Source organism: Microvirga ossetica (genome assembly GCF_002741015.1).
In the GTDB taxonomy this organism is placed as follows: domain Bacteria; phylum Pseudomonadota; class Alphaproteobacteria; order Rhizobiales; family Beijerinckiaceae; genus Microvirga; species Microvirga ossetica.
Genome location: NZ_CP016616.1, coordinates 4046732 through 4069918 on the forward strand (window position 1 = coordinate 4046732; position 23187 = coordinate 4069918).

The 23187-nt window shown below is 65.3% G+C and carries 18 protein-coding genes and 1 pseudogene; 14 read left to right on the plus strand and 5 right to left on the minus strand.

Annotation, left to right across the window (positions count from 1 at the left end):
* Positions 1-116 precede the first annotated feature (116 nt).
* From BB934_RS19310 to recN, 7 genes are all read left to right on the plus strand, one after another.
* Positions 117-1040 (plus strand): D-alanine--D-alanine ligase, encoded by a 924-nt coding sequence (locus BB934_RS19310; RefSeq protein WP_099511085.1) that lies wholly within the window; start codon positions 117-119, stop codon positions 1038-1040.
* A complete protein-coding gene (locus BB934_RS19315; protein WP_099511086.1) occupies positions 1007-1996 on the plus strand; it encodes a cell division protein FtsQ/DivIB in 990 nt (329 codons plus the stop codon). The genes BB934_RS19310 and BB934_RS19315 overlap by 34 nt, the downstream gene beginning before the upstream one ends.
* Positions 1993-3315, plus strand: coding sequence for a cell division protein FtsA (gene ftsA / locus BB934_RS19320; RefSeq protein WP_099511087.1), 1323 nt, complete (start codon positions 1993-1995; stop codon positions 3313-3315). Before BB934_RS19315 ends, ftsA begins: the two co-directional genes overlap by 4 nt.
* 104 nt (positions 3316-3419) lie before the next feature.
* Positions 3420-5117, plus strand: coding sequence for a cell division protein FtsZ (gene ftsZ / locus BB934_RS19325; protein WP_099511088.1), 1698 nt, complete (start codon positions 3420-3422; stop codon positions 5115-5117).
* A 291-nt stretch (positions 5118-5408) separates the two neighbouring features.
* Positions 5409-6353, plus strand: a complete 945-nt coding sequence (lpxC, locus tag BB934_RS19330; RefSeq protein ID WP_099511089.1) for a UDP-3-O-acyl-N-acetylglucosamine deacetylase — start codon at positions 5409-5411, stop codon at positions 6351-6353.
* A 307-nt stretch (positions 6354-6660) separates the two neighbouring features.
* Positions 6661-7557 carry an outer membrane protein assembly factor BamD gene (locus BB934_RS19335; protein ID WP_173909471.1) on the plus strand — a complete coding sequence of 299 codons (897 nt, stop codon included), beginning with the start codon at positions 6661-6663 and terminating at the stop codon, positions 7555-7557.
* 12 nt (positions 7558-7569) lie between these two features.
* The gene (gene recN / locus BB934_RS19340) at positions 7570-9246 is read left to right on the plus strand and encodes a DNA repair protein RecN (protein ID WP_099511090.1); all 1677 of its coding nucleotides are present in this window, start codon (positions 7570-7572) and stop codon (positions 9244-9246) included.
* Positions 9247-9315: 69 nt separating this feature from the next.
* Here the strand turns inward: recN and BB934_RS19345 are convergent, their stop codons facing one another.
* A complete protein-coding gene (locus BB934_RS19345) occupies positions 9316-10308 on the minus strand; it encodes an IS481 family transposase (RefSeq protein WP_099511091.1) in 993 nt (330 codons plus the stop codon).
* A gap of 116 nt (positions 10309-10424) precedes the next feature.
* Here BB934_RS19345 and BB934_RS19350 point away from each other — a divergent pair, with 116 nt between their 5' ends.
* Both BB934_RS19350 and BB934_RS19355 read left to right on the plus strand, forming a co-directional pair.
* Positions 10425-11465, plus strand: coding sequence for an IS110 family RNA-guided transposase (locus BB934_RS19350; protein WP_099508092.1), 1041 nt, complete (start codon positions 10425-10427; stop codon positions 11463-11465).
* Between the two features lie 428 nt (positions 11466-11893).
* Positions 11894-12851, plus strand: a pseudogene (locus BB934_RS19355) (IS630 family transposase).
* Positions 12852-13102: 251 nt separating this feature from the next.
* On the opposite strand, the gene BB934_RS19360 reads toward BB934_RS19355, so the two are convergent.
* From BB934_RS19360 to BB934_RS19370, 3 genes are all read right to left on the minus strand, one after another.
* The gene (locus BB934_RS19360) at positions 13103-13807 is read right to left on the minus strand and encodes a DUF899 family protein (RefSeq protein ID WP_099511092.1); all 705 of its coding nucleotides are present in this window, start codon (positions 13805-13807) and stop codon (positions 13103-13105) included.
* A gap of 19 nt (positions 13808-13826) precedes the next feature.
* Positions 13827-14597, minus strand: a complete 771-nt coding sequence (locus BB934_RS19365) for a VOC family protein (RefSeq protein ID WP_099511093.1) — start codon at positions 14595-14597, stop codon at positions 13827-13829.
* A 123-nt stretch (positions 14598-14720) separates the two neighbouring features.
* Positions 14721-15074: a DUF1428 domain-containing protein gene (locus BB934_RS19370; RefSeq protein WP_099511094.1), complete on the minus strand. Its 354-nt coding sequence runs from the start codon at positions 15072-15074 to the stop codon at positions 14721-14723.
* Between the two features lie 100 nt (positions 15075-15174).
* On the opposite strand from BB934_RS19370, the gene BB934_RS19375 reads away from it, so the two are divergent.
* From BB934_RS19375 to BB934_RS19400, 5 genes are all read left to right on the plus strand, one after another.
* Positions 15175-15639 carry a MarR family winged helix-turn-helix transcriptional regulator gene (locus BB934_RS19375; protein WP_099511095.1) on the plus strand — a complete coding sequence of 155 codons (465 nt, stop codon included), beginning with the start codon at positions 15175-15177 and terminating at the stop codon, positions 15637-15639.
* Positions 15640-16934: 1295 nt separating this feature from the next.
* Entirely contained in the window at positions 16935-19094 is a 2160-nt protein-coding gene (gene ligA / locus BB934_RS19385) for an NAD-dependent DNA ligase LigA (protein ID WP_099513042.1), read from the plus strand.
* A 46-nt stretch (positions 19095-19140) separates the two neighbouring features.
* Positions 19141-20007: an AraC family transcriptional regulator gene (locus BB934_RS19390; RefSeq protein ID WP_162299176.1), complete on the plus strand. Its 867-nt coding sequence runs from the start codon at positions 19141-19143 to the stop codon at positions 20005-20007.
* Between the two features lie 123 nt (positions 20008-20130).
* Positions 20131-20841 (plus strand): AzlC family ABC transporter permease, encoded by a 711-nt coding sequence (locus BB934_RS19395; protein ID WP_099511098.1) that lies wholly within the window; start codon positions 20131-20133, stop codon positions 20839-20841.
* On the plus strand, positions 20838-21137 hold the full coding sequence (locus BB934_RS19400; RefSeq protein ID WP_099511099.1) for an AzlD family protein: 300 nt from the start codon (positions 20838-20840) through the stop codon (positions 21135-21137). Before BB934_RS19395 ends, BB934_RS19400 begins: the two co-directional genes overlap by 4 nt.
* A 168-nt stretch (positions 21138-21305) precedes the next feature.
* Here BB934_RS19400 and BB934_RS19405 read toward each other — a convergent pair whose 3' ends face one another.
* Positions 21306-23126 (minus strand): aminopeptidase P family protein, encoded by a 1821-nt coding sequence (locus tag BB934_RS19405; protein WP_173909472.1) that lies wholly within the window; start codon positions 23124-23126, stop codon positions 21306-21308.
* Between the last annotated feature and the right edge of the window lie 61 nt (positions 23127-23187).

Consider the following 23187-nt stretch of genomic DNA (forward strand, 5'->3'; position numbering starts at 1 on the left):
AAGCAACGCATCGTTGGACGCGGAAAACCGGTGCCACTTTTCCGCACGATGCGCTGAGGCCTGATCCGAATCACTTAATCATCCCGGTGTCGCCGGGCGCATGACGGGAGAGACCCATGGCGAAGCATGTTGCCATCCTTTATGGCGGCTGGTCGGCGGAGCGCGAGGTGAGCCTGGCTTCGGGCCGGGCATGCTGCAAGGCGCTGGAGGGGCAGGGCTATAAGGTCACCCCCATCGACGTGCAGCCCGATATCGCCACCGTCCTGCAGGCCGTTTCGCCGGATGTGGTGTTCAACGCGCTCCACGGGCGCGTGGGCGAGGACGGAACGATCCAGGGTCTGCTGGAAGTCTTAAGAATCCCCTATACCCATTCCGGCGTCCTCGCCTCGGCGCTCGCCATGCAGAAGGACAAGGCCAAAATCGTCATGGCGGCGGCCGGCGTGCCCGTTCCGCGCGGCATGGTCGTTAACCGTTCGGAGGCGGCGAAAAGCCACGTCCTGCCGGCTCCTTATGTGATCAAGCCGGTCAACGAGGGCTCCTCGGTGGGCGTCATCATCGTGCGCGAGGACCGTTCCCATCCGCCCCAGGAACTGACCCGGGAGGATTGGGCCTACGGCGAGCAAGTCCTTGTGGAATCTTATGTTGCGGGCCGCGAGCTGACCTGCGCGGTCATGGGCGACAGGGCGCTCGGGGTCATCGACATCCAGCCCGCCACCGGGGTCTTCTACGACTACGACGCAAAATATGTGAAGGGGGGCTCCATTCACGTCCTCCCGGCAGAAATTAAACCGAATATTTACCAAAAGGTCCAAGAGTTGGCGTTAACGGCGCATCAAGCGCTCGGCTGTCGGGGAATCAGCCGCGCCGACTTGCGATACGACGATACTCCGGGAGGAACCGGGGAACTCGTGGTACTCGAGGTCAACACGCAACCCGGCATGACCGAGACGAGCTTGGTGCCAGAACTGGCAGCCCACGCGGGCTATTCGTTTGGCGAGCTTGTGCAATGGATGGTGGAGGACGCTACCTGCAACCGATGACGGCCTACCCGGCCGGAATCGCCGTTGCGCGCGCCGCCTCCGGCAACCGAGGCGGCGCTTCGTCCCAGTTCAAAAATCCCCCGCGAATCAAGAAGCTGTTCGGTGCCTCCCGCGGCGTGCGCCGGCGCTCGGCCGGCGTTCCGATCGAGCAGCGCCTGCCGCGTTTTCTCGGCAGCGGCCTCGCCGTCGGCTTCTTTTCCGTCGTCATCGGGTTCGGCCTGTGGCAGGGCGGCCATATCGACGGCTTCATCCGCGATTACGGCGAGCCGCATCATGCGCTGGCCCGCGCCGTCGGCCTCGGTCTCGAGCAGGTGACGATCTCCGGCATCTCGCAGATGGGCGAGAACGAGGTTCTTGCGGCCGCCGGCATCAATTCCAAGCTCTCGCTCGCCTTCCTCGACGTGAACGGCCTGCGCGAGCGCCTCGAGCGCGTTCCGATGGTCAAGTCGGCGACCGTGCGCAAGCTCTATCCGAACGAGCTCGTCATCACGCTCACCGAGCGCGAGGCGCATGCCATCTGGCAGAACAACGGCGAGCTGTTCGTCATTGCCGCCGACGGCACGGTGATCGACCTGATGCAGGACGAGCGCTATCTCGACCTGCCCTTCGTGGTGGGCGAGGGCGCCAACACGCGCAACAAGGATTACCTTGCGTTGATCGAGGCTGCAGGCCCGCTCAAGCATCGCGTTCGCGCCGGCACGCTCGTCGCCGGACGGCGCTGGACGCTCAAGATGGACAACGGCATGGACGTGCGCCTGCCGGAGCTGAAGGCCGCCGATGCGCTGGCCCGGCTCGTGAAGCTCGAGAACGAGCAGAAGATTCTGGAAAAGGACGTGCTGGCGATCGATCTGCGCATGGCCGATCGCGTCGTCGTCCGCTTGACGGAAGAGGCAGCCCTGGCCCGCGCCGAGGCACTCAAGAAAAAACCAATGCGCGGCAAGGGGGTCGATACATGAGTCTCTCGGGTCACGGTTTGACGCCCCGCTTGAAGCCGCTCTCCGCGCGCAAGAGCGCCATTCTCTCGGTCCTCGATGTGGGCACGAGCAAGGTCGTCTGCGTCGTGGCGGAACTGCGGCCGGCCGACGAGGTCGAGTCGCTGCGCAGCCGCACCCATGTGGCGCGCATCCTCGGCATCGGCCATCAGCGTTCCGTCGGCCTCAAGGGCGGCGTGGTCGTCGATCTGGAAGCGGCGGAGTCCGCGATCCGTCAGGCGGTGCATGCGGCCGAGCGGATGGCGAAGGTCGAGATCCAGTCGGTAATCGTAAACCTCACCGGCGGCCGTCTCGCCTCCGAGCATTTCGAGGCGCATGTCCCCGTGCGCGGCGCGGTCAGCTCGGGCGACGTGCATCGCGTGCTCGATGCCGCATCGAGCTACGACCTGCGGCGCGGCCGCACCGTCCTGCACGCTCTGCCCACCGGCTTCTCGCTCGATGCGCAGAACCACATCGTCGACCCTGCCGGCATGATCGGCGAGCGGCTCGGCGCGGATCTGCATGTGGTCACCTCCGAGGCCGCGGCTGCGCGCAACCTGATGCTCGCCGTCGAGCGCTGCCATCTCGGCGTCGAGGCGGTCATCGCCACGCCTTACGCGGCGGGTCTCTCAGCCCTCGTCGACGACGAGGCGGACATGGGCTGCGCCGTGGTCGACATGGGCGGCGGCACCACCAGCGTCGGCATTTTCTCCAACGGGCATCTGGTGCATTCCGATGCCATCGCCGTCGGCGGCCATCACGTGACGATGGACATCGCGCGCGGTCTCACGACCCGCGTCTCCGCCGCCGAGCGGCTCAAGACTTTCTACGGCTCCGCGATCTCTTCGAGCGCGGACGATCGGGACATGATCGCGGTGCCGCAGGTCGATGAGGACGAACGGGACGTTCCGAACCATCTGCCGAAATCGCACCTCGTTCGCATCATCAAGCCGCGGGTCGAGGAGGTTCTCGAACTCGTGCGCGATCGGCTGAAAGGCGCGGGCTTTGCGGCCCAGGCCGGACGGCGGGTCGTGCTGACGGGCGGCGCAAGCCAGCTCGTCGGGCTGCCGGAAACGGCGCGCCGCATCTTGCAGGGCCAGGTTCGTGTCGGGCGTCCGCTCGGCATCAAGGGTCTGCCCGAAGCGGCGAAGGGCCCTGCCTTCTCGGCGGTGGTCGGCCTCCTGGTTTATCCGCAGGTGGCGCATATCGAGTATTTCGAGCCGCAATCCAGCGGCTTGTTTCAGAGTACGGGAACCGACGGCTACTTCTCGCGGGTGGGCCGGTGGATTCGCGATAGTTTCTAAATGCGTAACGCGTTGGCGCGGCGGGCCATCGTGAAGAGTTCAAGTCAACAAAGGTCAGCGTCCGCCAAACGCTCATCGGTATAAGGCCAGAAGAGGCACAGGTCATGGCTATCAATCAGCAAGCTCCGGACATCCGGGAACTCAGGCCGCATATCACGGTGTTCGGCGTCGGCGGTGCCGGCGGCAATGCCGTGAACAACATGATTGAATCCGGTCTGGAGGGCGTCGAGTTCGTGGTGTCGAACACAGACGCTCAGGCACTGGCCTCTTCCAAGGCGCAGCGCGTAGTCCAGATGGGCATTCAGGTGACGGAAGGCCTCGGCGCCGGCTCACAGCCGGAAGTCGGGCGCGCCGCCGCCGAAGAGGTGATCGACGAAATCCGCGATCAGCTCGCAGGTTCGCACATGGTGTTCATCACCGCCGGCATGGGCGGCGGCACCGGCACGGGTGCCGCTCCCGTCGTGGCCCGGGCGGCCCGCGAGCTCGGTATACTGACTGTGGGCGTCGTCACGAAGCCGTTCCAGTTCGAAGGCGTGCGCCGCATGCGTTTGGCGGAGGCCGGCATCAACGAGCTGCAGCAGGCGGTCGACACGCTCATCGTGATCCCGAACCAGAACCTGTTCCGCGTCGCCACCGAGAAGACGACCTTCGCGGACGCCTTCGCCATGGCCGATCAGGTGCTCTACTCGGGCGTCGCCTGCATCACCGACCTGATGGTGAAGGAAGGCCTCATCAACCTCGACTTCGCCGACGTGCGCTCCGTCATGCGCGGCATGGGCAAGGCGATGATGGGCACGGGCGAAGCCTCCGGCGAGAAGCGCGCGATCCGCGCCGCGGAAGCGGCCATCGCCAACCCGCTCCTCGACGACGTGTCGATGAAGGGCGCACGCGGCCTGCTGATCTCGATCACCGGCGGCAACGACCTGACCCTCTACGAGCTCGACGAAGCTGCGACCCGCATCCGCGAGGAAGTGGACCAGGATGCCAACATCATCCTCGGCGCGACCTTCGACGAGAGCCTGGAAGGCATCATCCGCGTCTCCGTCGTGGCGACCGGTATCGATCACGCTCTCCTGGAGAACGGCGGCGATCTCACGGCGACCGAGCAGCGGATCTCCGAAGTGGCCGAGCGCCTGCGCGCCGAGGCCCGGGCCCGCGCCACGCCGCCCCAGGCCACGCCGACCTTTCGCGCGGCCGCCCCAGCCGAACCGGTGAAGGCGGCTCCGATCCTGAGCCAGGGCACGCCCATCCACGCTCAGGCTCCCGTCGCGGCGCCCGTCGCCGCGGCCCAGCCGGTGGAGCACGCTCCCCAGCCGGTGGTTCGCGACGATGTGGTCCTGACCCCGGCGCAGCCGCGCCACGCGGTGGCCTACGATGCTCCCGCTTCCCAGGCGCAGGCCTATGACGAGCCGATGGAGCAGGGCTCCTTCATCCCGCCGCAGGCGGAGCGCGCCATGCGTCCCGCCCGGATGCCGCGAATCGACGAGCTGCCGGTGCCGGCTCAGAACCAGATCCGCGCCAGCCGCGGCGAGGAACCGGCCCAGGAGCACAAGCCCTCGCTGATCCAGCGCCTCGCGACCATCGGCTTCGGCCGCCGCGAGGAGCCGCAGCAGGCTCCCGCCGAGCCCCGCCAGGAGGCCCCCCGTCAGCAGATGTCCTCGGTTCACGCCGAGTACGCCCGCCGGCCGGCTCCGCCTCAGGCCCAGCGTCCGCCCCAGGGCCAGATGGCTCCGGCGCCCCGGGCATCGTCGGAAGACGATCAGCTCGAGATTCCGGCCTTCCTGCGCCGCCAGGCCAACTGACCGGGCGCCACGTCCCGTCACGATTGTTACAAATGACCCCCAGCTCGCAACGGCTGGGGGTCTTCGTTTGTTAAAAATCTATTAATTTCAAGGCCTTGCGCGTTATTCAAATTGTAACACACGGTAAGAAAGCGTGATTTGGCCTAGCCTGACAGCGGGACTATGGTGCCTACACATCAAAAGGGGCAGCGCTAAGAGAAGCCTGCCGGACGGAAGCACAAAGCAGCAAATGCGGCTTTCCCGGCGCAAACAGGCTCTAGAGGCGACAAGGGTAGTTGAGGTTCAGGAATAATGAAGCAAAGCCAGCAAACCACGCTTCGCGCCGCCGTGACCCTCGTAGGAACCGGAGTTCATTCCGGGGATGAAGTGAAGATGATCCTTCATCCGGCAGAAGCGAACCATGGCATTGCTTTTCTCCGCACGGGTCTCCCGGGCGGCCTGGACCGGCTGATCGACGCACGGCACCTGGCGGTCACCGCCACGGAGCTGTGCACGGTCATCGGCGACCGCGATACGGGCGCGGTCGCCACCATCGAACATCTCATGGCGGCCCTTACAGGCCTCGGCATCGACAACGTGCTCGTCGAGATCGACGGGCCCGAGGTTCCGATCCTCGACGGCAGCTCGGCTCCCTTCATCGATGCCATCGACCAGGTCGGCATCGCCATGCAGGGCGTGACCCGCCGCTACCTGAAGGTTCTCAATCCCGTCCGCGTCACGCAGGGCAAGGCCTTCGCCGAGCTTCTTCCCAACGAGCGCGGCTTCCGCCTCGACGTGGAGATCGATTTCCCGACCCCGGTGATCGGCCGTCAGCGCAAGGCCGTCGACCTGTCCCCGTCGGTCTTCCGCCGCGAGATCTCCCGCGCCCGCACCTTCGGGTTCATGCGCGACGTGGAGAAGCTCTGGAGCGCCGGCTTCGCGCTGGGCGCCTCCCTGGAGAACACCGTCGCCATCGGCGACGATGGCATCATGAACCCCGAGGGCTTGCGCTATGGGGACGAGTTCGTCCGCCACAAGCTTCTCGATGCGGTCGGCGACCTCTCGCTCGCCGGCCTGCCGCTGCTCAGCACCTACCGCTCCTATTGCGGCGGTCATCGCATGAACTTCTCGGTTCTCGAGGCCCTGTTCTCGAGCCGCTCCAACTACGCCATCGTCGATGCCGTGCCGCGCCGCGAGCCCAGCTATGCCGATCTCGGCAGCGTGGCGGCTTCGGTTCTCGCGCCGGAAATGCACTGAGGCCGCTTCCGGTCGCTCCGGCTCCCGGCCGGAGAGGGGCGAGCGCCCATTGGCCGCATGACGGCATGCAGGCTTTTTTAATTCCTATCGGGTAAAACCAGGGCATCGGATCCAAAGGGTGTCCACCTTTGGAATCGTTCCGGTGCCCTTCAGGCTCGACTGGCGCATCGTCCGGCGCGGAAGACCGGATCCACTTTTCCGCACGATGCGCTCTCGTATGGGCTTGGCTCTGCCCCTATGCTTGGGCTAAAGAACCCCGTAGTGCATCGTTGAAACATCGGGCACGGTTTTTGGAGGACCGCGAGGCATGTCGTTCGCGAAGGCTTATTCGGGTATGAAAGGCGCCGCCGGGCGCGCTCTGATCCTCGGCGTCTGCGCCCTGGGGCTCGCCGGCTGCGAGTCCCTTTCGTCGCTGAACCCGTTCGACAAGAGCGAAACCTACAAGCCCGAGATCGTGGCGAACGCCCCTGCGGAGGAGATCTACAACGACGGTCTCGCCCGGGTGCAGAAGGGCGACTTCAGCGGCGCGGTGAAGAAGTTCAGCGCCCTCGACAAGCAATATCCCTATTCCGAATGGTCCCGCAAAGGGCTGATCATGGAGGCCTACGCCAATTACGAGGGCGGCTTCTATGAGGAATCCGTCACCGCGTCCAAGCGCTACCTGCAGAGCTATCCCAACACCACCGACGCGGCCTATGCCTATTACCTGATGGCGTCGTCCTATTACGACCAGATCCCGGACATCACCCGCGATCAGGAGAAGTCCGAGCGCGCCATCCTGGCGCTGCAGGAGCTGGTCCAGCGCTATCCGAACTCCGAATACACCGCGGATGCCCGCAAGAAGCTCCAGGTCGCCAGCGACCAGCTCGCCGGCAAGGAGCTGGAAGTCGGCCGCTTCTACCTGCAGAAGCGCAATTATGCCGGCGCCATCAACCGCTTCCGCACGGTGGTTTCGCGCTACCAGACGACCCGCCACGTGGAAGAGGCGCTCCAGCGTCTCACCGAGGCCTATATGGCCATGGGCATCGTCGGCGAGGCGCAGACCGCCGCCGCGGTTCTCGGCCACAACTTCCCCGACTCTCCCTGGTATAAGGATGCCCATGCCCTGCTGACCAAGGGCGGCGTCGAGCCGCGCGAGGATTCCCAGTCCTGGATCAGCAAGGCCTTCCGCGGCGTTCCCCAGGTCAGTCAGCGCACGGGCTAAGCCTCACCATCCATGCTCATCCAGCTGGCGATCCGCGATATCGTCCTCATCGACAGGCTTGAGCTTCATTTCCATGAGGGCTTAAGCGTCCTCACGGGTGAAACGGGCGCTGGCAAGTCGATCCTGCTCGATGCCTTTGCCCTGACCCTCGGCGGGCGCGGCGACGGCAGCCTCGTGCGTCATGGCGAGAACCAGGGCCAGGTCACCGCCGTGTTCGACTGTCCCCTCGACCATCCGGCCCGCCGGATCGCGGCGGAGGCCGATATCGACGTCGACGGAGACCTGATCCTCCGCCGTGTTCAGGTGGCGGACGGGCGCACCCGCGCCTTCGTCAACGACCAGCCGGTGAGCGTCCAGGTGCTCAAGGCCATCGGCACGACCCTGGTCGAGATCCATGGCCAGCACGACGACCGCGCCCTGGTCGATCCCGTCTCGCACCGGACCATCCTCGACGCCTTCGGCGGCCTTTCCGCCGAGGTCCAGGCCGTCACCGAGGCCGCGCGGAAGGTCCGCGAGGCGCGTACCGCCTTGCAGGAGCATCGCAACCGCATTGAGAAGGCCCGCAAGGAGGCCGATTTCCTGCGCCATGCGGTCGAGGAGCTGACGAAGCTCAACCCGCTGGCCGGGGAGGAGCAGGCTCTCGCCGAGCGGCGGGTCGTCATGATGCAGTCGGAGAAGGTGGCGCAGGACCTCAACGAGGCCTACGAGGTGGTCGCCGGCAACACCTCTCCCGTGACCGAGCTTTCGGCCGCGTTGCGCAAGCTGGAGCGCCGCGGCGCCCAGGCGCCGGCTCTGGTCGATCCCAGCGTGAAGGCTCTCGACGCCGCCCTCGTCGCCATCGACGAGGCCCGCGCCGTGCTCGAAGAGGCGATCCGCGCCACCGAATACGATCCGCGCGAGCTGGAGCAGACCGAGGAGCGCCTCTTCGCGCTTCGTGCCGCCGCCCGCAAATACGACGTGCCCGCCGACGACCTCGCCGCCCTGCGCCAGCGCTTCGAGGAGGATGTGGCCGCCATCGATGCCGGCGAGGAGAAGCTCGTCGGCCTGGAGAGCGCGCTCAAGGACGCCGACAAGGCTTACGTGAAGGCCGCCAAGACCCTGTCGGCCGGCCGCAGGAAGGCCGCGCAGGCGCTCGATGCCGCGGTGCAGGCCGAGCTGCCGCCGCTCAAGCTCGAGCGGGCGCGCTTCATCACCGAGATTTCCACCGACGAGGACAGCCGCGATCCCAGCGGCTTCGAGCGCGTCGAGTTCTGGGCCCAGACCAACCCCGGCACTCGGCCGGGGCCGCTGATGAAGGTGGCGTCGGGCGGCGAGCTCTCGCGCTTCATGCTGGCCCTGAAGGTGGTGCTGGCGGACAAGGGCTCGGCGCCGACCCTCGTCTTCGACGAAATCGACACCGGCGTCGGCGGCGCGGTGGCGGATGCCATCGGGCAGCGCCTGGCGCGCCTGGCGCGCAAGGTCCAGGTCATGGCCGTCACCCACGCGCCGCAGGTCGCCGCCAAGGCCGGAAGCCACTTCCTCATCGCGAAGGAAGGCGTGCGCGGGAAGGAAGACCGGGTCGCCACCCGCGTCATCCCGCTCGAAGCCACGCCGCGCCGCGAGGAGATCGCCCGCATGCTCGCCGGCGCGACGATCACCGAGGAAGCGCGCGCGGCTGCCGCACGGCTGCTGGAAGCGGCGGCGCATTGACGGCTGCTTTTTCAGAATCTGCTTACAGACTCCGGCCTCAGAGTCTGGCTCATAAAGGGTTTCCGCCCCCTAGATGTTTAGTCCCGGCATTTGGTGGAGCGGGTCGAGCCTGAAGCGTTGAGGCTCGCTTGTCCAGATCTTGCAGATGTACTCGTAGGGGGTGAGGCCGCGCAGGGTCTTGAGCCTTCGGGCGAAGTTGTAGGCGGCGAGGAAGTCGCCCAGGTGCCCCTGCAGCTGGTCGTGGGTGTCGTAGTAGTAGCGCCTGACGGTCGCGTCCTTGAGGGTCCGGTTCATGCGCTCAACCTGTCCGTTCGTCCAGGGATGGCGTGGTTTGGTCAGGCGGTGCTCGATGTCGTTCTGCGCACAGGCGAGCTCGAACGAATGGGCCCGGAAGATCTCGCCGTGGGCCATCGCCTCTTTGATCAGAGGGGCAGCCGAACTGGTGTTGCCGGGTGTGGTGAAGTGAGTGCCGTTGTCGGTGAGAACCGTGTGGATCTTGTAAGGCACGGCCGCGATCAGCGCCCGCAGGAAGTCACCCGCCACGCGCCTTGTGGCTTTCTCATGCAGTTGGGCAAAGGCGAATTTAGACGTGCGATCAATGGCCACGAACAGATAAAGCCGGCCCTCTTCCGTATGCACCTCGGCGATGTCGATGTGGAAGTAGCCGATCGGGTAGCTCTTGAACTTCTTCTTGGCGGGCTTGTCACCGGTCACCTCTGGCAAGCGGCTGATACCATGCCGCTGCAGACAGCGATGCAGGGATGAGCGCGTCAGGTGCGGGATGGTGGGCTGAAGGGCGTAAAGGCAATCGTCCAACGGCAGCAGGGTGTGCTTGCGGAAGGCGACGACGATCGCCTCTTCCGAAACCGAGAGCACCGTGGAATGCGGTGCTCTCGGCCCCGTCGGGCGATCTGCGGTGGTATCCCGCTTCTTCCATTTGGCGACCGTCTTCGGGTTGATGCCATGGCGCTCGGCCAGGGCCCTCAGGCTCGCTTGACTATTTTGTATTGCTCGACGGACTGGATCGAGCGTTGTGGCGCTCCCATGGAGAACCTGGCCCATAGATGGAGTATTCGGCCTGCCATCCCATGGCTTGGGCTAGAAAGGCGCGCGCCGCGGGACGATGATGAAACCTGGTCTGTTGGATCAAGCACAAGCATCAGGAAAGGAAGCCTAGCATGAAGCACTATGCTGGACTGGACGTCTCGGTGAAAGAGACGTCGGTGTGCGTTGTGGATGAAACGGGTAGGATCTGTCGCGAGACAAAGGTGCCGAGCCACCCAGACGATCTCGCGCAAGTCCTCCACGATCCTGCTTGGCGGCTCGAGCGGATCGGCCTTGAGGCTGGCCCTTTGTCGCAATGGCTGTTCAGTGGGCTTGCAGAAGCCGGTCTGCCTATCGTCTGCATCGAGACCCGCCATACGAAGGCATTCCTCAAGGCACAGGTGAACAAGAGTGACCGCAACGACGCACGTGGCATTGCGCAGATGATGCGGGTGAATCTGTTCCGACCGGTTCATGTAAAAACCCTGACCAGCCAAAAGCGGCGCGCCCTCCTGACCGCCCGCAAGTTGCTGCAGGAGAAGGCGATTGCATTTGAGAATGATATTCGCGGCCTGCTGCGCAACTTCGGCCTCAAAGTCGGCATCGTTGGCGCAGCCAAATTCGACATCCGCATTCGCGAACTCCTTGACTGTCTGCCTGACCTGGCAGAGATCATAGAGCCGCTGCTGGCCAGCCGGCGAAAGCTTCGAGAGGAGTTCGAGCGTCTTCATCGAAAGCTGCTATCGATTGTCCGCGACGACGGTGTTTGTCGACGCCTGATGACCATTCCAGGGGTCGGTCCCGTTGTCGCTTTAGCCTATGCCAGTACTATCGACGTTCCGGCTCGCTTCCGGAACTCCAAAGCCGTGGGTGCCTCCCTGGGGTTAACGCCGGTGCTTCATCAGTCGGGTGAGAGCAACCGGATCGGCCGCGTCTCCCTCTGCGGGGATGGCATGATGCGAACGCTGTTGTACGAAGCCGCTCAAGTCATGCTGACGAATGTTCACGTGAAGTGGTCGTGGTTGAAAGCATGGGCGATGAATATCGCCAAACGGCGTGGTGGGCGAAAAGCCATTGTTGCGCTGGCCCGGCGTCTGGGCGTGATCATGCACCGCATCTGGAGCGATGGCACCGTATTCCGCTGGACGAGGGAAAGCATACCCGCAGCTGTCTAAGATGCCATACCGGAACGGGCAATGAGATAACTCGAATTCCGCCAGAAGGCGGAAGAAAGACGTCCTTCGCAGGACGATGGATCAGGCGAGCTCGTGGATGCGCTTGTATCGGCCGCGCTGCCGCGGCCAGAACGCCCCATAGATTGAGCCACCTCATCCTACGAATCCCATGGTGGGAGGGCAAATGTGCCGATCCCGGAGAGAAGCAAGGCCCTGCGAGAGACGACTGCCTGGAGGTGGGATGGCCGATGCCTTAAAAGCGCTTGACTTGGAGGGGCCGAATAGAGAAGCGCATCCCTCCATTCCGGCGATAAGAATGCACCATCAAACCCTGGGATCAAACATCTAGAGCCTCGGACCGGAAATGAGACTCCTGGCTTCTGTGCGAGGCCGAGCTGTGATTCACTGCCTGGACTGGGAGGTGGATTATGGGTCATTGCTATTCCCTGGATCTGCGGGTGCGCGTCGCCGACTTTGTCGATGCAGGTCATTCCTGCCGGGCGGCAGCCCAGCACTTTGACGTCAGCGAGAGTTTCGCCATCAAGCTGGTGCAGCGGAAGCGGCGGTTCGGCTCGCCGGCACCGGCCCGGCAAGGCCGTCCGCCCGGACGCAGCAAGCTGGTGCCCTATGAGAGCTTCTTGATCCAGACGGTCGAGGCCGAGCCGGCCATCACCATGCCCGAGCTGGCCGCAAGGCTGCTGACTGAGCATGGGATCGTTGCGGCTCCCGCGATGCTCTCGCGCTTCCTGTGCCGGCACGGCTTCTCATATAAAAAAATGCCTGATGGCGGCGGAGTGCGCACGCGCCGATGTGCGGGATGAGCGCCGGGTCTGGCATGCCCAGCGCCAGCCGCGCATGCGCCAGGAGACGCACCGGCTGGTGTTCCTGGACGAGACGTATGTCAACACCAAGATGACGCGCCTGCGCGGGCGGAGCCGCAGGGGCCAGCGCCTACGCATGAAAGCTCCCTTTGGACACTGGAAAACCCATACCTTTCTGGCTGGGCTACGGTGCAACGAGTTGTGCGCGCCGTGGATCATCGATGGCCCGATCACCCGGTTGGCGTTCGAGGCTTACATTGAGACGCAGCTCGCGCCGACGCTGCGCAAAGGCGATGTGGTGATCCTCGACAACCTGGCTGTCCACAAGAGCGAGAAGGCCGCTCAGTGTCTGAAGCAACGCGGAGCCTGGTTCCTGTTTTTACCTGCTTATTCGCCTGATCTTAATCCAATTGAACAGGCCTTTGCCAAGATCAAAGCGCACTTGCGCAAGGCCGAGGCCCGAACGTTCGACGCGCTCTGGCGAGCGCTCGGTGAGATCTGCAACCTGTTCGAACCACAAGAGTGCTGGAACTACCTTAAGGCTGCCGGATATGCGTCCGTTTAACCGTCCGATGCTCTAGCCCTCATCCTGAGGAGGCCGTCAGGCCGTCTCGAAGGACGAGGGCATCTCCAGTGCTCTCTGGACCCTCCTTCGAGATGCAGCCTATGGCTGCTCCTCAGGATGAGGCGAGAGATTGATGAGCCAGACTTTCAGGATGAGGCTGGAGGTTCCTGGGACCTGGTAGGCCGGCTATGACGCGGGAGGGTGTCATCCCCGGCGGCCGCAGGCCGGGAAGGACATCAATGGTTGGCCCCTCACGTCCCGTAATTCAGCTTCGGATACCAATCCGTGCCGCGCCCGTCCGGGGTGGTGTCGAGCACGTTCCAGAGAGGTGCGAAGTCCGGGGCGCCGCGGGGAACCTGGCCGGGATCGGCGGAATCGCCGGTCATCTCGCCGCTCCAGAAATGGCGGATGGTCCCGTCGTGGCGCGTGAAGACGTTGAAGCTCGGGATCTCCGAGCCGTCCTCCAGCACCCCGTGATAATCGCGGGAATAGTTGCCGTTGAGATCGGTGTAGAGCTGCAGGTTCGTCCAGCCGCGCTCCCGTTTCCAGGCCTTCAGCCGCTCGATGGGCGAGCGCGCGACGACGGCGAACGCCATGCGCTGCTGGATGTCGGCGCCGTTGCCTTCGATGGCGCCGAGCAGGTTGGTGCACATGGGGCAGGGGCGTTCGCGCTGCGGACCGAACATGTAGCTGTAGATTGCGAGGTTCTGCTTGTCGCCGAAGAGATCGGCGAAGCTCACGGGACCGCGCTCTCCTTCGAAGCGGTAGTCGCCCGTCACCTCGCCGCCGGGCGGCAGGGTGCGGCGCTGGGCGGCGACGCGCTCCAGGTGGCGGCGCAGCTCGATCTCCTCCGCGAGCAGCGCCGTGCGCGCCGCGCGATATTCCGCGCTCTCGTTCGGAAAGCGCACTGGAGAACGCCGCGCGAGCTCTGCGGCGGGGGTGAGGTTGTCAGCCATGGGTTGCTCCTGGAAGTCTTCACTTCTTCCGCGGACCGACGAGGCCGAACAGGGCTCCCTGCGGATCGCTGGCGACGATGATGAAGAAGTCGCCCGGCACTTCGGCAGGTCCGTAATGGATCGTGCCGCCATTGCCGGAGATGGCCGTCGCGGCGACATCGATGTCGCCGATGCCGAAATAGAAAGTCCACGCCGGCGGCGGCCCGTCGGACGTGCGCCGCATCACGGCGCCGATCGTCTCGCCGTGATGGGTGATGAACTGATAGTCGCCCATCTCGCCCATGGGCATGGCGTCGCCCTTATCCCAGCCGAAGCGGGCCTTGTAGAAGGCGAGCGCCGCTTCCTGATCGGTGGTGGAAAGCTCGTTCCACTGGCAATGCCCGGTCTGCTTCGGCGAGAAGGAGGCGCTCGTGCCCTCCGACGCGCCGCGCATCACGTAGAACCGGACGCCCTGCGGATCCGCGACCATCGCGAAGCGGCCGACGCCGGGGATATCGGTCGGCGGCATGTGCTGTGTGCCGCCGACCTGGACGATCTCGGCTGCGATCTTGTCGACGTCGTCGACGCCGACATAGCCAAGCCATCCCGGCCGCATGCCCTTGGCATCCGCCGGGATCGGCATGAAGCCGGCCACGTCCGTGCCGCCGATCGAGAAAAGCCTGTAGCCGATGTCGGAGCCTTCGAAAGCCCGGGCGTTCCAGCCGATGACGGCCTCGTAGAAGCGGGCCGCCGCGTCGGCGTCGGTGGTCAGGAGCTCATACCAGATGAAATCGCCGTGCCGGTTGGCCATGGGGCATCTCCTAAGCTGAAAGGTGGAGCTGGCTTTCGCGGAGCTTGGTTCGTGAGAGGCTAGTGCATCGTGCGGAAAAGTAGAGTCGGTTTTTCGCTGACGCGACCCTTCGGGTCCGATGCTTTAGACGTCGAGGATCGGCAGGAAGCCGCCGAAGATCATGCGCTTGCCGTCGAAGGGCATCTGCTCGCCCATGGCCTTCATGCGCGGATCCGTCATGATCTTTTCGTTTGCGGCGTCGCGGACTTCCTTGGACGGATACTCGATCCAGCTGAACACCACGACTTCATCGTCCTTGGCCTGCACGGCCCGGCGGAAATCGGTGATCTTGCCGTCCGGCACGTCGTCGCCCCAGCACTCGACCATGCGGGTGGCGCCGAATTCCTTGAACAGGGGAGCCGCCTCTGCAGCGTGCTTGCGGTACACCTCCTGCTTGTCCGCCGGCACGGCAATGACGAAACCATCGACATACTTCATCGCGTATCTCCCTGGGATTTTTCGGCAGTAAAGCTCGACTTTGCGGCGCTTTCGCGCCTGTCTTCCTTGACAAATAAGTTGATATCAACATAATTCGAGCATGTCAAACGGCCGCCACGTTCCCTTCGAGACGACCCTGCAGGTGCGCGATACCTGCCTTTGCCTGCACGCCCAGCGCGCCGCCCGCACGCTCTCCCGGCTGTTCGACGACGCCTTGCGCCCGGTCGGCCTGACCTCCGGCCAGTTCTCGCTGCTGAACGCCCTGAACTGGCCCGATCCTCCATCCATCGCACCGGTGGCCCGGCTTCTGGCGATGGACCGGACCACGCTCACCGCAGCCCTGAAGCCCCTGGAGCGAAACGGCTTGGTCCTGATCGAGAAGGACCCCACTGATCGCCGCAACCGCCGCCTCCACCTGACCGACAGGGGCCTGCAGGTGCTGGCCTCCGCCGTGCCGATCTGGCGCCAGCTCCACGCTGCCATCGAGGCCGGGCTTTCCGGCCTCGACCCCGACAACCTGCGCGGCGCGCTGACGGGGCTTTCCCGGACGAACACCGCCGTCTGAGCATGCGCTCTCCAATGCGGCAGTCGATCGGGAACGCCGGGCAGGGAGACTGCCTCTCGCTCTCCCGGTCGGTGGAGGGAGGGGTGAGGGGAGGCCAGGTGCCGGATGGGGTGCTGCGCTTGACGCCTTCGACGGCGGAGGCGGGGGAGCGGCTCATCCCGAAACAACACGCCTTCACCCATGCCCCCGTCCCGCCTCGGAAAGAGGAGACCCGCGTGTCGTCCCCGGCGAGCGAAGCGAGGGAAGGGGACCCATGGTGTTGCGCTCGCGAGTGGATTCCCTTCCCCTCCGCTGCGCTCCGGCCGGGAATGACACTGTCCTTCATAACACACCCACTCACGTCATCCCCGGGCTTGTCCCGGGGATCTCGATTGTTTGAGGCGCGGCGCTTGTCCGTATCGGGATGGCGGGCACAAGGCCGGCCATGACGTCGAGGGGACGAGAGGGGGTGAGCGGAAGAGCGCGGGCAACGTTATGTTCACACTTTGTTCTTGACAGGGATGGCAACCTCGGCTATACACTTGCCTAAGATCTGCTCCTGCACGAGGGGCGCGCTCGCGAGGCGTCGCAGTGTGGGAGCAGGCACGGTCCCGTGACAGGTCTCGCACCCCTGTCGACGGGAGGCCCAGGCTGTGTGCTGCTGAATAGGGATTGGGTCGAGGCCGCCGCTGACGTTGCGGTTCCCGCCTGGCGCAGTCACTGAGCCGGCACCGCCTGTCCGCCTAAAAAAGCCGTGCGCGAAGCGGCCTCCCGGCTCTTCCATCAAACGCATGCATCCTCGAGCCGGGCTGCCGATCGCGCCACCCTCGATCTCACCACAGGCTCGGAGCCCAAAGCTCCGGGCCCACAGGTGCTGGCTGTTTGACATCGCCTGAACAATACCTCTCCGCGTCAGGGCCATACCCGCGACGTCATGGCCGGACTGGGTCCGGCCATGACGTCTTGCGACCCGCCGCGCTGCCAAGACGGGGATCCCCGGATCAAGTCCGGGGATGACGGCGAGGAATTGGGCTTGCGAGCGCTCGACGAGAAGAGCGCAGGAAGCCCTCTCCCCCCTTGTGGGGGAGAGCTGGAGAGGGGGGTGCTGGCGCCATACCTTGATAGGCTATCGCTCACACCCCCCTCCCTGGCCCTCCCCCACAAGGGGGGAGGGGAATAGCGCGCTATCCTGCACGCGATCCCGGATCGCCAACGGCGTCCGGGATGACGGTGAATTGCGTGCACCGTCGCGTCTCGCCCCTGGAGACTCTCCGGCGGAGCGCTATGGTTCAAGCGACCTCAAAGACGATTCGATCATGCCCCCACGCAAATCCTCCAGCGAAACTCCTGTCGATCACCTGACGCCCGATGAGGCGCGACTCGAGCACGAGGCGATCGGCGCCGAGATCAAGGACCATGACAGGCGCTATTACGAAGAGGATGCGCCCAGCGTCTCGGATGCCGAATACGATGCCCTGCGCCAACGCTACGAGGCGCTGGAGGACCAGTTTCCCGAGCTGAAATCGCCCGAGAGCCTGACCGAAAAGGTCGGCTCCAAGGTGTCGGAGAAATTCGGCAAGATCCGTCACAAGGTGCCGATGCTCTCGCTCGGCAATGCCTTCGCGGACGAGGAGGTGGAAGAATTCGTCGAACGCATCCGCCGCTTCCTGCAATGGAAGGCCGAGGAGCCGCTCGCCTTCACCGCCGAGCCGAAGATCGACGGCCTGTCGCTCAGCCTGCGCTACGAGAACGGAAAGCTCGTCTCCGCCGCCACCCGCGGCGACGGCGCGGTCGGCGAGGACGTGACCAACAATGCCCGCACGGTTGCCGACATCCCGCATCGGCTCAAGGGTTCGGGTGTTCCCGACATCTTCGAGGTGCGCGGCGAGGTCTATCTCTCGCACGAGGATTTTGCCGCCATCAATGCGCGCCAGGAGGCGGCCGGAAAGGCGCTCTTCGCCAATCCGCGCAACGCCGCGGCCGGCAGCCTGCGCCAGCTCGATGCATCGATCACCGCATCGCGTCCGTTGCGCTTCTTCGCCTATGCCTGGGGCGAGGTCAGCAAGATGCCGGCGACGACGCAACACGGCATGATGGAATGCTTCAAGAGCTTCGGCCTCAAGGTCAATCCGTTGACCCGCCTCTGCACGAGCGTTGCCGAACTGCTCGAGCATTACCACGCCATCGAGACCGACCGCGCCAATCTCGGCTACGACATCGACGGCGTCGTCTACAAGGTCGATTCCTTAAGCCTGCAGCAGCGCCTCGGCTTCGTTTCGCGCTCGCCGCGCTGGGCGCTGGCGCACAAGTTCCCGGCGCAGAAGGCCGTGACGGTGCTCGAAGGCATCGAGATCAATGTGGGACGCACCGGCTCGCTCAATCCCATCGCGCGGCTGAAGCCCGTTACCGTCGGCGGCGTCGTCGTGTCGAACGCGACGCTGCACAACGAGGATTACATCAAGGGCATCGGCGGCAACGGCGAGAAGATCCGGGGCGGCGTCGACATCCGCATCGGCGACACGGTCGTCATCAACCGCGCCGGCGACGTGATCCCGAAGGTGCTCGACGTGGTGCTGGAGAAGCGCCCGCGTGATGCGAAGCCGTATGAATTTCCGGCCACCTGCCCGGCCTGTGGCAGCCATGCGGTGCGCGAGGTCAATCCGCGCACGGGCAAGGAGGATGCGGTGCGCCGCTGCACCGGCGGCCTCATCTGCCCGGCGCAGGCTCGCGAGCGCCTGAAGCACTTCGTGTCGCGCAACGCCTTCGACATCGAAGGCTTGGGCATGCAGCGCATCGACGAGTTCTATGAGGAAGGCCTGATCCAGCGTCCGCAGGACATCTTCACGCTGGAAGTGCGCAATGCGAAGAGCCTCAAGCGGCTCGAGAACCGCGAGGGCTGGGGCGAGACGAGCGCGAAGAACCTGTTCGCCGCGATTCAGGCGCGCCGCTCGATTGCGTTGAACCGTTTCATCTTCGCGTTGGGCATCCCGCATGTGGGCGAGACCTCGGCGCGTCTGCTGGCGCGCCATTTCGGCACCTTCGAGCACTTGCGTGAGACCGCGAAGGCCGCGGCCGATCCCGCGTCGGAGGCGCATGCGGAGCTGACCGCCATCGGCGGCATCGGGCCTGTGGTGGCCGATGCCATCGTCGAGTTCTTCAAGGAAGGCCACAACGAGGAGATGCTCGACGCACTGCTTGCGGAAGTCGCCACCGAGCCGATGGAGGCGCCGGCTACCGCGAGCTCGCCGGTTGCCGGCAAAACCGTGGTGTTCACCGGCTCCCTCGAGCAGATGACCCGGGAAGAGGCCAAGGCCATGGCCGAGCGGCTGGGGGCCAAGGTGGCGGGCTCCGTGTCCAAGAAGACCGATATCGTGGTGGCCGGCCCCGGAGCCGGCTCCAAGCTCGCCAAGGCGGCCGAGCTCGGGCTTCAGGTCATGGACGAGGACGGCTGGTTCGCCCTCGTCGGGCGGGGGTGAGATTCCTGTCCAAGACACACAAGCCTCGATGTGGCATGGTGCACCCATGACGGTGATCGCCCCCGAGGTCTCGCTCGATCCTGATCAGGTCGGAGCGGGCGACGTGACGCATTTCTGGCGGGTGCCGCGCTTTCGCGGCCTCGACTGCCTGCGCGCGACCTTCCGCCGTCACGCCTATGCCCGACACAGCCACGACACCTATGCCATCGCGGCGGTGCTGGCCGGCTGCGAGACCTTCTTCCATCGCGGCGAGCAGCATTACGCGCCGGCGGGCTCGGTGGCCGTCGTCTGCCCTGACGAGATCCACGATGGCGAGCCCTATGGCGGCGGGTTCGAATACCGCACCTTCTATCCGTCCGCCGAGCTGATGCAGGAAATCGCGGAGGATGTGGCCGGGCGCCCGCTCTCCCGTGCCCCCTGGTTCCCGCATTCCGTGATCAGGGATCCCGCGCTGTTCCAGGCCCAGGTCAGGCTCCACGCCTGTCTCTGCCAGGACGAAAGCTGGACTTCCGAGATGGAGCAGGACACCCGGCTGATCGACTTTTTAAGCCGCCTGATCGCCCGCTGGGCCGATCTCGATGCCTTGCCGACCATCCGCTACGGCTCGAAGAGCATCCTGCGGGTGCGCGATCATCTCGACGCCCATCTCGACGAGGAGGCGGACCTTGCCGATCTTGCGAATCTCGCCGGCCTGTCGCGCAGCCACTTCATCCGCGCGTTCGCCAAGGAAACCGGCCTGACCCCGCATGCCTATCTCCTCGACCGGCGCTTCCGCGCCGCGACCCGGCTCCTGGGGCAGGGCGAGGCGCCCGGCGATGTCGCCGCCGCCTGCGGCTTCTTCGACCAGAGCCACCTCAACCGGGTCTTCAAGGCCCGCATGGGCGTGACGCCCGGCGCCTATCGGGCGGCCTAGAGCATCGATCCCAAAAGTGGATTGCACTTTTGGGATCGATCCGATGCTCCATCCTCAGAACAGCACTTTCATCCAAGACGGCCCGCTGTTCCTCCTGCATAAGGCCGGGAAGAGAGCAGGGCCATGGATCGAGCAAGTCCCTTCACCATCGACTATCGCCGCGAAGTCCGGGCCGGCCTTCGCGACATCGCACCCATCGTCGTGGCGGCTGTCCCGATCAGCCTTCTCTTCGGCGCCGTGGCTGCTGCGAAGGGGCTGACGCCATTCGAGGTCACGGTGATGTCGGCCCTCGTGTTCGCCGGTGGGGCGCAGTTCGCCGCCATCGAGACCTGGATCCATCCGGCGCCGATCCTGACGCTGGCCTTCGCGACGCTCTTGATCAATGCGCGCCACGTGCTCATGGGGGCTTCGCTGTCGCCGAAGGTCAGGATGTCGCGGATCCAGAAGTTCCTCGCCTTCTTCTTCCTCACCGACGAGGCCTGGGCCTTGTCCGAGCGCCGCGCGATGGATCGCCCGGTGACAGGCGCCTATTGGGCCGTCATGGGCATCGTGCTGTGGGCGAACTGGACGTTGTTCTCGGGGCTGGGTGCCTTCCTCGGCTCGTTCCTCGGCGATCCCGAGCGGATCGGCGCGGATTTCGCCTTCACGGCCCTGTTCATCGGCCTCGTCGCCGGCTTCGGCCGCAGCCGCGTGACGCTGGTCACGGTCGCTGTCAGCGCCGGCGTCGCGGCCCTGGTCCATCACTTCATCGGCGCGCCCTGGCATGTGGCGTCGGGCGCTCTCGCCGGCATCGCCGCCGCTTACATCGCCGCTCCTCGGGAGGCGCGCTCATGAGCCTCGATACGACGACGCTGCTCGCCATCCTCGCCATGGCGGTCGTGACCTATTTCACGCGCATCGCAGGCCTCTTCGTGGCCGACCGCCTCGTGCTCACGGGCCGCGCCAAGGCCGCCTTCGATGCCATTCCGCCTGCGGTGCTTGTGGCCGTGATCGCGCCGACTGCGCTCACCACCGGCTGGGCGGAAGCCATCGCAGCAGGAATCACGGCCGTCGCAGCCTTCCGGCTTCCGCTGCTCGGCACGATAGCGGTTGGAGTGATTTCGGTCGTGGTGCTGCGGAACCTCATCTAAACGGACGCTATCCACTGTCATTCCGGGGCCGCGTCAGCGGAGCCCGGAATCCATAAACACGGCGTCTCAGAAAAGTGCGAGCGACGTTGCGCTCTTTCTGCGCTGTTAGCGGTTATGGATTCCGGACCCGGCTCTGACGAGCCACCCCGGAATGACAGCGATGGGTTTCTAACTGATCGGCTGCGTCGCGTTTTCCAGCCACGCCCGCGTCTCGGCATCGAGCTTCGGACCGATCTTGTCGCGGACGCTGGCGTGATAGGCGTTGAGCCAGGCGATCTCATCCGCCGTCATGATCGCAGGCTCCACGAGGCGCAGGTCGATGGGCGTGAAGGTCAGCGTCTCGAAGCCCATCATCTCGCGGTCGCCGCCCGGAATCGTGCGCTTCTCGACGAGGATCAGGTTCTCGATCCGGATGCCGTAGGCGCCGGGCTTGTAGAAACCCGGCTCGTTGGACAGCATCATGCCGACTTCCAGCGGCGTGTGGCCGGTCTTGGCGATGCGCTGCGGGCCTTCGTGCACGGAGAGATAGCTGCCGATGCCGTGGCCGGTGCCGTGATCGAAATCGAGGCCGGCCTCCCAGAGAGGCCTGCGGGCAAAGGCATCGATCTGCGCGCCCGTCGTGCCTTTCGGGAACACGGTCTGCGCGATGGCGATATGACCTTTCAGCACCCGCGTGAAGCGATCCTTCATCTCCGCATTCGGCTCGCCCACGACGATCGTGCGGGTGATGTCCGTGGTGCCGTCCTCGTATTGCGCGCCGGAATCGATGAGGAAGATCTGGTTCAGCTCGATGGGGCGATTGCTCGAGCTCGTCACGCGGTAATGGGGCAGGGCGGCATTGGGGCCGGCGCCCGAGATGCTTGGAAACGAGACGTTCCTCAAGGCGCCCGTCTCGACGCGGAAGGCCTCCAGCGCCTCGACTGCATCGATCTCCGTCAGCTTGCCGGAGGGCGCCTCGCGGTCGAGCCATGCGAGGAAGCGGGCGACCGCCACGCCGTCGCGCAGATGGGCCGCGTGCGATCCCGCGATCTCGGCCTCGTTCTTGACCGCCTTCATGAGGGCGATCGGATCGGCGCCGACATCGACCTTGCCGCCGGCCGCCTCGATGCGCCGGATCAGGGCGACGGCGCCGGTGGCCGAATCGATGCGGATCTTACCGCCGGTCTGGCCGAGCTCGTCGAGCGCGCCCTGAAAGGTGCTGATCGGCGCGAATTCCGCAAGTTCGCCCACGGCATCGCCCGCCTCGTTCGTCACCTTCGCCGGATCGAAGAACAGGCTCGCCGGGCCCTCCCTGGGCAGGATCGCATAGCCGAGCGGCAGGGGGGTGTGCCCCACATCGCCGCCGCGCAGGTTGAAGGCCCAGGCGAGGTTGTGCGGATCGGAGATGACGAGCGCGTCGAGCTTCGCCTCCGCCATCTTCTTGCGGATGCGCTCGAGCTTTGCAGGCGCCGCCTCGCCGGCATAGGCGAGCGGATGCGGCCGTACGGGAGCCTGCGGCGGGGCCGGGCGGTCGATCCAGATCACATCGACGAGATTGATATCGACGGGCGCAAGCTTTCCGCCGGCACGCTTCACGGCCTCCTCCAGCTTCTTCAGGCCGTCGCCGGTATGAAGCCACGGATCGTAGGCGAGCACACCGCCGGGCGGCAGGTGTTCCGCGATCCAGTCCTCGGGCGTGGAATCGGCGAGCTGGACCGGCGTGATGACGGAGGTGTCCACCTGCTCGGCCGCTTGCACCGTGTAGCGCCCATCGACCACGAGGGCGGCCTCGCCTTGCAGCACGACGGCGGTGCCGGCCGAGCCGGTGAAGCCGGTGAGCCAGGCCAGGCGCTCGGCGCTCTTCGGCACATATTCTCCCTGATGCTCGTCGGCGCGCGGCACCACGAGGCCATCGAAGCCGCGGCGGGCCATATCGGCGCGAAGCTTGGCGATGTGCTCGGGGCCTTGAGCGGGAGAGGTGGTGTCGTCGAAAAACTGGAACTGGGCCATGGAAAGCATCACCGGAATCGGGACTGAAGAGGCGGACACGCTAGCGCATCGTGCGGAAAAG